The organism is Megasphaera sp. UBA4233, from assembly GCF_002395615.1.
In the GTDB taxonomy this organism is placed as follows: Bacteria; Bacillota; Negativicutes; order Veillonellales; family Megasphaeraceae; genus Megasphaera; species Megasphaera hexanoica.
Map to the genome: position 1 here is coordinate 17659 of NZ_DGXL01000013.1, position 10899 is coordinate 28557.

The following is a 10899-nucleotide window of genomic DNA, read 5'->3' on the forward strand; positions in this document are numbered from 1 at the left end:
TTTATCACTATGATTTGGGAATTTTTAATGTCGCCAGCGTTCCCTTATGCGGCAACGGTTCCAACAATAATGTAAAATTCCCTTTAAAAAACAACTTCAGTCTTAAATAGATATTTTTCAAACCTATACCACTGAGGTGTATCTTAATATCATCGGTCTCGGGCAGCTTCCGGACCATTTCAGAGATTTCAGGTGAAATACCACATCCGTTATCTTCTACTTGCAAAAGGATATAATCTCCTTCTATATCCCCTGATATAATGAGTTTCCCCGGATAATCAATATTTTGAAAGCCGTGTAAGATAGCATTTTCTACCATTACCATAAGACTCATCAACGGAATCCTGACTCCCATGATTTTTGGATTCACATGAATTTCTGCCTTAAATTTATTGGGGAACCGTGTGTTTTGAATATACAAATAATCCCGTATATAATTGAGTTCTTCCTGAATGGTTACTTGTGCTTCTTCTTTACCCAGGCTAAGACGCAGCAGATTAGATAATGCATAAGTCAGCGACGCTACTGTGTCCGCACCTTCCAGATAAGCCTGCTGTGCAATCGTATTTAATGTGTTAAATAAAAAATGTACATTTATCTGGGATTCCAGGAATTTCAATTGCGTCTTATTCAATAACTCTTCCAACCGGCTTTGTGCTTCCCGTTCACGGTTTAAATTATTTTTGTAAGTTTTTAATTCATCTTCTCTTTGTGAATTCAGAAACAGATCAATTAAATTATTAGTCAGTAATGATAAATCTCTGGCTATAGAGATAAGGTGATTGGGAGATAATAAAGGCAGGGCATTATACGCAACCTGCATTGTACCTTCCATGGTATGTAATAATTCATGGTCGGGAATATCCGATAGTCTGCCAAAACCACAAATAAGATATCCTAAAGGAACGCCTTTTACAAGAACGGGAATCTGGTTGACCGCCACGCCAAAATGACACTGGAATGTACCTAATTGCGGTTGCTGCATATCCTTATGCAATAGACAATTTCCCTCTTGATGATTTATGCAATATTTACATAAATCAGGAAGGTCCTTCTGGCTGCCATATACCTGTCCCGTAGGATACAATAGGAAACATTTCATATGCACTAAATCGGCAAAGTTAGAGATAAGCTGATTCAGATTCAGCTTTTTTGCCATGATGTCAATGTCAATATGTTCTAAATATTCACTTTCCTCCAGTGGTTTTGTTATATCTGAATAGATAATACTGATAAAGGAAGCGGGTTCATCAGTTGTATTGACAAAACGATGATTGCAATCACTGCTGATATGGCCGATTTTTCCCTTTGTCAGTACAATCTCACGATCATTACACCAATGAACACAGCGGCCACTTATACCAATAATAATTTCATGATAACCAAAATGGCCATGAAACGGCTGTCCCTTACGCGGATAAATGGTTGCCACAGAGACAATGGGCTGATTTTTTGTCCTGTCCGGTTCAAGCTGGAGCCAATGTTGTTCCCCCCAGTCCCGGACAACATCGCGTATAACATCGACGCCATAAAAATCTTTGATATAATTTATGGTTTTCCTTGTCATAGTTACTCTCCTGACAAAACTTTTCCTTTACAACGTACAAAAATCCCATGGGTTCCGGCGGTCAAATTTTCAATCCAACCAGCCATTCTCCATTATCAAAATCATGTTATATGTAATATCAATTGTATCAGTTTAATGACAAATTTCAAGACATAAAACCCGATTAACGATAGGAGGCCGATACATCTCAACTCTTTCTATGAGAGAAATGTATAGGATTGTCATCTAAAAACAAAAGGCCCAGAGGGACAAGCAGAAGTACTGCTCATCATTCTGGGCCTTTTATTATCACATTTGCCTTATTTTATTTAGAATCTGCCAAGAATTGCACGGGAAATAACAAGGCGCTGAATCTGGTTCGTGCCTTCGTAAATCTGTGTAATCTTAGCATCACGCAGATACCGTTCTACCGGATATTCCCGTGTATAGCCGTAACCGCCAAGGACCTGTACAGCATCCAAAGCCACTTTTACAGCCGTATCGGATGCCATTGTCTTAGCCATAGCGGCTTCTTTTGCGAATGGTTTGCCAGCATCTTTTAATTCAGCTGCATGACGTACCAGCTGGCGGGACGCTTCAATCTGGATAGCCATATCGGCAAGCATAAAGCTGATAGCCTGCTGTTTAGCGATAGGTTTGCCAAACTGAATACGAACCTTGGAATATTCCAGAGCGGCTTCATAAGCGGCCTGCGCAATACCAACAGCCTGGGAAGCAATACCAATGCGTGCGCCATCAAGGACAGCCATTGCACCGGAGAAGCCTTTGCCTTCAACACCGAGAAGATTTTCTTTCGGAATCCGGCAATCCTGGAATACCAGTTCGCGTGTAGCCGAAGCACGGATACCCAGTTTGTGTTCCTTTTTGCCAAAGGTAAAGCCCGGTGTTCCTTTTTCTACGATGAAAGCGGAAATCCCTTTTGTACCTTTGCTTTTATCTGTACTTGCGAGGACCGTGTAAACTTCTGCTTCACCACCATTACTGATAAAGCATTTGCTGCCATTCAATACATATTCATCGCCATCAAGAACAGCGGTTGTCTGTACGCCAGCCGCATCAGAACCGGCATTTGGTTCTGTAAGAGCAAAGGCACCGACTTTTTTACCCGTAGCAAGATCGGGAATATATTTTTTCTTCTGTTCTTCTGTGCCGTTCATGAGAATCGGCATAATGCCTGTTGAAGTATGAATTGCCATGATGCCACCCATAGCAGCATCTGCTTTTGCAATTTCTTCGATAGCGGCAACGTACGTTACCGTGTCCGTTTCAGCGCCACCAAGACTTTCCGGTACAGGCATTCCCATAAGGCCTAATTCAGCCATTTTGTGAATATCATCCCAAGGAAATTCTTCTGTTTCATCATAATGTGCTGCATTAGGAGCTATTTCCTTTTTAGCAAAATCTGCTACGACTTTAATCAAATCTGCCTGTTCTTCATTCAAAAATGACATATTCAAACCTCCATAAATGTAAATCTAAATGTATGTTATGGAAAAGAAAAAACAGTATTACTGTTTTTTCTTCATAACCATGACTACCGCTTTGCCGTCTACGACGACTTCATCACGCTGGTTCTTGATAACCGTATGCATGACAATCCTGCGTTTTGCATCAATTTTTTCAACAACTTCAGCCGTAGCTGTAATCGTATCGCCAATTTTTACAGGTTTTACGAATTTCACTTCCTGTGATAAATACAATCCATTCCGGCCGGGAATACCACAGCCGACAAGCGTCGAAATAAAGGATGCAGTCAGCATGCCATGGCAAATCCGTTCGCCAAACATGCTGTCTTTAGCATAAACAGGATTCACATGAAGCGGGTTAAAATCACCGATGATACCTGCAAAGTTTACAACATCGGCTTCACTGATCATTTTTGTAATACTAGCAGTTTCGCCCAATTCAATGTCTTCATAGGCTCTTTCTGCTACAAATTCTCTATGCATTACCATGAGATTCACTCCTTATTTTACTCTGATAAAATGGTTAGTCCTTAAATACGGCACCTTCCATAGCGGATGTTACCAGTTTGGAATACCGGTCGAGATAACTGCCCTTCTGCAGATAATCCTGTTCCGGACGTTTCCAGGCAGCCTTGCGGCGCTGAAGTTCATCTTCCGGCACGTGCAATTCTACGCGGCGTGTATTCAAATCGATTTCAATCATATCGCCTTCTTCTACGAGGGCAATAGGACCGCCTTCTGCCGCTTCAGGAGATACATGTCCTACACAAGCCCCGGAAGTAGCACCGGAGAAACGGCCATCCGTAACAAGGCCTACTTCTTTAGAAAGGCCCATCCCGACGATAGCTGCTGTAGCAGTCAGCATTTCACGCATACCCGGACCGCCTTTCGGACCTTCATAGCGGACGACGACGACGTCCCCCGGATTAATCTGGCCGCCATAAATAGCTTTAACGGCTTCTTCTTCCTGATTGAACACGCGGGCAGGACCCTGATGATGCATCATTTCAGGAGCAACGGCAGCTTTTTTGCATACGGCGCCTGCAGGAGCCAGGCTTCCATAGAGAACTTCCAGACCACCGGTCTTGGAGTACGCATGATCAATATCGCGGATTACCGTGTCATCAATGACTTTTCCATCGGCAATATTTTCTTTCATCGTTTCCGTCGTTACAGTCATGCAATCACCATGGATCAGGCCGAGATCATCCAATTCTTTCATCACGGCTTTTACACCACCGGCATAATGGAAATCAGCCGGATAGCATCCATTAGTTGCTGGTCTGATTTTGACAAGATGAGGAACCTTTTCTGCCAGTTCATTGAATGTATTAATATCAAAATCAATGCCTGCCGCATGGGCCAGTGCAGTCAGATGAAGTACCGTATTGGTAGAGCCGCCGATTGCCATATCGAGAGTAATGGCATTTTCAATAGCTTCTTTCGTAACAATCTGACGAGGCAGGATATTCTTTTTAAGAAGTTCCATGATTTTCATGCCCGTCCGTTTAGCCAGTGCCAGACGCTGGCCAGTTGCGGCCAGATTATCCGAACCAGGCAGGCACATGCCCAGGGCTTCGGTCATATAATTCATCGTATTGCCTGTACCAAGCAGATTACATGCGCCGCATCCCGGAAGGGCTACCTGTTCACGGCGGGACAATTCTTCCCGGGTGATGATACCGCGGACGACATCGCCCTGATCGGCCATCAAATCTGTATAATTGATTTTTTTGCCATCAATGCATCCGGTTGCCATCGTACCACCGCTGATCAGAATAGCCGGTACGTTCAGCCGTACTGCAGCCAGGAGCATCCCCGGAGTAATTTTATCACAGTTAGAAATCATGACCATTGCATCGTACTGATGAGCGTTCATCATGCATTCAACAGAATCAGCAATGAGTTCACGGCTGGCCAGTGGGTAATGCATACCAAAATGACCCTGGGCAATACCGTCACAAATAGCAATGGTCGGAAATTCTACCGGCGTACCTCCTGCAGCAATAATACCTTCCTTGACAGCTTTGGCAATCGTATCCAGATGTACATGTCCCGGCATGGATTCGTTCTGGGTATTTACAACTGCTACGATTGGTTTTTCTAAGTCTTCCGGAAGGAAGCCCATGGAATAATACAGCGCACGATGGGTAGCCCGTTCAATGCCTTTAGTCGTAATTTCGCTTCTCATTTTTTACAAGTCTCCTTTAAATGATAAATTTCACATACTTAATCATTTTCTAGTACTCACGGAACCAATACCTCTTGCATATAGAAAATTGCATGTCTCACATCTGATTTCTGAATACCTTTGTTAAAAGGATACCATGTTATCTGTTTTTTTCTCCATAATATCTTGACTTCTACTTTAATTTTATTGCTCTGTTAGAAATTAGGATAGCACCGGCGGCTACGTTAATCGTAAAACAAAGGATATACTGGATACCTTATTCTTCGACTGTAAATATTTTCCCTGGGTTCAATATGTTTTTGGGGTCGAATACTTTCTTTATTGCCCGCATATACTGAAGCGGAACTTCCGGGGTAAACATTTCCATTTCCCTGATTTTTTTAGAACCGATGCCGTGTTCGCCCGAAAGACGTCCTCCTAACTGGTATACATACCCATAGAGATCTGCATGGAAATCATCCAGTTTGCTGTTCCATACTTCATCGGGAGTGTCGCACTGCATGGCATGGACATGGATATTTCCATCACCGATATGAGCTGCTGTCATCGTGCGAATTCCGTATGCCGCCTCCAATTCCGTCAATTTTTTCATCAGATTACTGATTTTATCGACAGGAACGACAATATCTTCCGCATAGAAGACAAGACTTTCAATACGGGTAGCTTCTGCAATATCTCTTCTTGCTCTCCAGATACGGTCCTGATCCGCCATAAGCATGTCTACCACACCGACAGCATCGCAGATGTCTGCTATTTTTTCCATTTTTTCGTCCGCTTCATCTGCCGTAAGCCCATCGATAGTAATAATGACATACGTTACACCCTTTTCATCGGCGTGAGGGAGATCGATTTCCAGATTTTTTTTGCACAAACGGATACAATTCGTATCCATAAGTTCCAACGAAATAGGATTAATGCCGGCTTTCAATATTTTATTTGGCAATTTCAAAGCCTTATCTACATCATTAAAAATAGCCAGCATGTCAATGGTATTTTGTGGTAAGGCCTGTAATTTTAGCGTCGCTTCTGTAACAATAGCCAGAGTTCCTTCAGAGCCAATAATCAGTTGTTCTAATGCATAGCCCGTACTCTGTTTTTTTAACCGGGCGCCTACATCCATGATTTCTCCCTGGGCTGTAACGCAACGGAGCGAATACACCTGATTCCGCGTCGTACCAAAGCGGACAGCTTTATTTCCACCGGCATTTGTAGAAATATTGCCACCGATTTCACAACCGGCATCGGTACTACAGGGATCTCCGGCATATAAAAGTCCATATGCTTTAGCCGCATTCTGGATTTCCAACGTGGGAGTCCCGGCCTGCACGCGGACATAGAGATTTTCCGGGTCCAGTTCAAGAATTTTATTCATGCGGTCAAAAACCAGAACGATGCCACCACGGACAGGAATTGCTCCACCGGCAAGACCGGTACCACCGCTGCGTGGCGTAACAGGGATGCATTTTTCGTTCGCCAGCTTCATGATTTCCGCAACTTGTTCCGTCGTTTCCGGATATACTACGGCTTCCGGCATGTGCTGAAAGATCACATTTTCTTCCTGGTCCGTTTTATACGCTACTAATTTATCGGGATTATTCGATGCAAAACGGTCTCCTACAATGTGTTTCAAAGCTTTCATTATTTCATCGGTTACGGGGTTGTATTGAGTCATAATTAGCTCCTATCTGAATTTTGGATTCTTATCATGCGTTTTAATCATATATTTTGTCTAAAAAAAGCAGAATTCGTCCCTGCCGGAGAAAGGGAGAAACGAAAATACCGGCAGGAACTACAATCTGCAATGCAATCGTCATCTAATCAGAGTATACTCTCTGCAGATGTGACAGAACTATATTTATTTATTATTTAACTGCCAATCGAAAGCTTCTTTTGTGCGTACGTAGCTTTCGTAACGGTCTTTAGCGTCTTTTTCAGTCTTCTTGTACAACGCTTCGGCCTGATCGGGATCCACCTTCTGCAGAGAAGCAAACCGCACTTCACCCATAAGGAAATCACGGAAATTGGCTTTCGGTTCTTTGGAATCCAGGCTGAATGGATTCTTGCCCTGATCCAGAAGATCCGGATTATAGCGGTACAGCTGCCAATATCCGGCATCGACGGCACGTTTCTGTTCCATCTGGCTGCTGCCCTGACCGGCTTTCAAACCGTGGTTAATGCACGGTGCATATCCGATGATGATAGAAGGACCGTTATATGCTTCTGCTTCTGTGATAGCCTTCATAAACTGATTCGGATCAGCGCCCATGGCAACCTGGGCTACATAGATGTAACCATAGCTCATGCACATCATGCCGAGGTCTTTCTTCTTCGTGCGTTTCCCCATGGTTGCAAATTTGCCTACGGCTGCCGTCGGCGTAGCTTTGGACGGCTGACCACCTGTATTAGAATATACTTCCGTATCGAAAATAAACACATTGACATTTTCATCCAGTGCCAGGACATGATCCAGGCCGCCGTAGCCAATATCGTAAGCCCAGCCGTCACCGCCAAAGATCCAGGTGCTGCGCTTAATCAGATACTGTTTCATGCTGTAAACGCGTTCCAGTTCAAACTTGCCATCTTTTTCTTTTTCCAGTGCTGCGATGACGGCATCAGAACGTTTCCGCGTACCTTCGGCTACTTCCATATTGTCTTCCCAATCCTGCAGGATAGCGCGAAGTTCCGGAGAAGCCACTTCTTTGGCATCATCAACGTATCCTTTCAGGAGTTCCCTGTTGCTGCGGTCACCGAGGAAGAAACCGAAGCCATATTCGGCATTATCTTCAAAGAGGGAATTTCCCCATGCAGGACCATGGCCCTGCTGGTTCATCTTATAGCCCTGTGTCGGCGCGCTGCCGCCCCAAACGTTGGAACAGCCGTGGGCATTGGCAATAATCATGCGGTCACCATAAAGCTGTGTAATAACTTTAGCGTACGGTGTTTCAGCACAACCAGCACAAGCTCCGGTAAATTCGAGATAGGGCATTTCAAACTGTGAACCTTTGACAGTCTTCTTATCCATGAAGTTCTGTTTCTGCGGAAGATCAACCAGATAATCCCAAAGCTTGGCTTTATATTCTTCATCATCGAAATTGGCCATTTCCAGTGCACCAGCCGGGCAGACTTTCACGCAGGATGTACAGCCCAGGCAGTCTTTTACTGAAACAGCAATGGTGAAGTTATATTCTTTCGCACCTAACGTTTCTTTATAGGTCAATCCTTCTGGAGCTTTTTCAGCTTCTTCCGCCGTTGTCAGGAATGGACGGATAGCTGCATGCGGGCATACGAAGGAACATTTATTACACTGAACGCACTTTGTCACATCCCATTTAGGAACAAAGACGGAAGCACCGCGTTTTTCTTCTTTCGCTGTGTCCAGAGGATATGTGCCATCTTCCCAGCCATCATAAATGGAAACGGGGAAGGTGTCGCCCTGGAGGGCTTCCATCGGAGCAGCAAATTGTTCAAAGAATTTGCTATGTTTTACTGGTTCTGCCGGAGCATCTACAGCATCTGCCCAGGAAGCGGGATAATCCACAGGAACAATAGCTTTAACACCAGCATCGATAGCCGCCCAGTTCATGTCAACAACATGCTGACCTTTTTTGCCATACGAAGTAACGACAGAATCTTTTAACTTGCTGATAGCCAGATCCAGAGGAATGACGTTCGCCAATTTAAAGAATGCCGACTGCATAACCATATTGATACGGCCGCCCAGACCAATCTTACGGGCAATCCCAACCGCGTCGAGAATATAGAATTTCACATGATTCCGGGCAATGCTGCGTTTTAAAGAGGCCGGTAACTTTTCTTCCAATTCGTCTTTAGACCAGGTGCAATTCAGAAGGAAGGTACCACCATCTTTAATGCCCTGAAGCAAATCGAAATTATGAACATACGATTGACGATGGCATGCGATAAAATCAGCCTGGTGAACCAGATACGGCATACGGATCGGTTCTTTACCAAAGCGGAGATGGGATACAGTGACACCACCAGATTTTTTCGAGTCATAAGCAAAATATCCCTGAGCGTACAGATCGGTATTATCGCCAATAATCTTAATAGCCGATTTATTAGCTCCGACCGTGCCGTCAGAACCGAATCCCCAGAATTTGCAGGCATGTAATCCTTCCTGTCCCAGATTCAGATCACTCGTGCGTTCGAGCGAAAGGTTCGTAACATCATCCACGATGCCGACGACAAAGTGATTTTTCGGAGTTTCTTTTGCAAGATTATCAAATACAGCTACGACATCAGCCGGCAAATATTCTTTTCCGCCCAGGCCAAAACGTCCGGCATATACCTGCGGTGCATTGGCAGCCGTTGCAAAGCTGGCAGCTACGCTAAGGTATACAGGATCACCGTTAGCACCCGGTTCTTTCGAACGATCGAGGACGGCAATACGTTTGACCGTTTCCGGTAAAGCAGCCAGGAAATGTTTTTCCGACCACGGACGGAATAAATGAATATTGACACAGCCAACTTTACGACCCTGGGAAACGAGACGGCGTACAGCTTCTTCTGTAACTTCTGCCCCACTGCCCATGATAACAATGACATCTTCAGCATCGGGCGCGCCGGTATAATTAAAGAGATGATATTCGCGGCCAGTGATTTCCTGTACCTTTTTCATATATTCTTCTACCATATCGGGAATGACATCGTAGAATTTATTACGCGATTCAAGATGCTGCATATAAATGTCACCGGTTTCACAGGCGCCACGCCAAACCGGATTATCCGGATTTAAAGCGCGCTGACGGAAGGCAAGCAGTGCATCTTTATCAAGGAATTTTTCCAAATCTTTGTAATCAATGACTTCAATTTTCTGGATTTCATGAGACGTACGGAAGCCGTCAAAGAAGTTCATAAAAGGAACCCGGCTGGAAATGGCAGCAGCATGAGCTACGGCAGACAAATCCATGACTTCCTGTACGCTCGATTCAGCCAGCATGGCAATGCCCGTGCTGCGTGTGGTCATGACATCATTGTGTTCCGCAAAAATAGTCAGTGCATGCGAAGCAACTGTACGAGATGCGACATGGAAAACCCCGGGGAGCAATTCACCAGCAATTTTAAACATGCTCGGAATCATCAGCATCAGGCCCTGGGAAGACGTAAACGTATTAGCCAGTGCCCCGCACTGTAATGCACCATGCATAGCAGCTACGGCACCGCCTTCAGACTGCATTTCCTGCATTTTAACAGTATGACCGAATAAATTTTTTCGGCCCTGCGCAGCCCATTCGTCAATGTGTTCCGCCATCGGGGACGATGGTGTGATAGGGAATACAGATGCTACTTCTGTGAATGCATATGCCACATACGCAGCCGCCGTATTGCCATCCATAGTCTTAAACACTTTTTCCATTCTATTGACACCTCTCCTAAAAAAATAATGCAGAATCCCTTCTGTAATCTGCAAATCTCATCATCTTTGGATGGGATTTAATTTATCTTGTATAAGCATACTACAAACCATATTCGTTTCGTTTGCAATTTTTTGACATACATGTTAGTATTATTACCTTTTTATCAGTTATAAAATATAACAGCAATCCCTGCTTTTCTGATTACAAAAAGCAGGGATTGCGTATAGACATATGTCCATCAATAATTAGTCTAATTTGCTGGCATCTTCATGAGCTTTATCAAAGTTTACTTTGCCC

General features: G+C 44.2%; 6 protein-coding genes. All 6 read right to left on the bottom strand.

All coding sequences use genetic code 11. The features are described from left to right. Positions 1–7 precede the first annotated feature (7 nt). The 6 genes from B2U90_RS03070 to nifJ all read right to left on the bottom strand — a co-directional run bounded on the left by B2U90_RS03070 (position 8) and on the right by nifJ (position 10601). A complete protein-coding gene (locus B2U90_RS03070) occupies positions 8–1567 on the bottom strand; it encodes a histidine kinase (RefSeq protein WP_292017065.1) in 1560 nt (519 codons plus the stop codon). A gap of 308 nt (positions 1568–1875) precedes the next feature. Then, positions 1876–3018 (bottom strand): acyl-CoA dehydrogenase, encoded by a 1143-nt coding sequence (locus B2U90_RS03075; RefSeq protein WP_059076359.1) that lies wholly within the window; start codon positions 3016–3018, stop codon positions 1876–1878. Positions 3019–3075: 57 nt separating this feature from the next. Beyond that, positions 3076–3522: a MaoC family dehydratase gene (locus B2U90_RS03080; protein ID WP_236699654.1), complete on the bottom strand. Its 447-nt coding sequence runs from the start codon at positions 3520–3522 to the stop codon at positions 3076–3078. 34 nt (positions 3523–3556) lie between these two features. Next, positions 3557–5224: a dihydroxy-acid dehydratase gene (ilvD, locus tag B2U90_RS03085; protein WP_292017067.1), complete on the bottom strand. Its 1668-nt coding sequence runs from the start codon at positions 5222–5224 to the stop codon at positions 3557–3559. A 256-nt stretch (positions 5225–5480) separates the two neighbouring features. Next, positions 5481–6896 (bottom strand): FAD-binding oxidoreductase, encoded by a 1416-nt coding sequence (locus B2U90_RS03090; protein WP_292017068.1) that lies wholly within the window; start codon positions 6894–6896, stop codon positions 5481–5483. 183 nt (positions 6897–7079) lie between these two features. After that, complete coding sequence (nifJ, locus tag B2U90_RS03095) at positions 7080–10601, bottom strand: pyruvate:ferredoxin (flavodoxin) oxidoreductase (protein WP_292017069.1); 3522 nt, start codon at positions 10599–10601, stop codon at positions 7080–7082. Positions 10602–10899: the final 298 nt, after the last annotated feature.

Excerpts from the sequence above, each read along its gene's own strand:
- B2U90_RS03070 (WP_292017065.1), bottom strand. The coding sequence starts at position 1,567 with ATGACAAGGAAAACCATAAATTATATCAAAGATTTTTATGGCGTCGAT.
- B2U90_RS03075 (WP_059076359.1), bottom strand. The coding sequence starts at position 3,018 with ATGTCATTTTTGAATGAAGAACAGGCAGATTTGATTAAAGTCGTAGCA.
- B2U90_RS03080 (WP_236699654.1), bottom strand. The coding sequence starts at position 3,522 with ATGGTAATGCATAGAGAATTTGTAGCAGAAAGAGCCTATGAAGACATT.
- ilvD (WP_292017067.1), bottom strand. The coding sequence starts at position 5,224 with ATGAGAAGCGAAATTACGACTAAAGGCATTGAACGGGCTACCCATCGT.
- B2U90_RS03090 (WP_292017068.1), bottom strand. The coding sequence starts at position 6,896 with ATGACTCAATACAACCCCGTAACCGATGAAATAATGAAAGCTTTGAAA.
- nifJ (WP_292017069.1), bottom strand. The coding sequence starts at position 10,601 with ATGGAAAAAGTGTTTAAGACTATGGATGGCAATACGGCGGCTGCGTAT.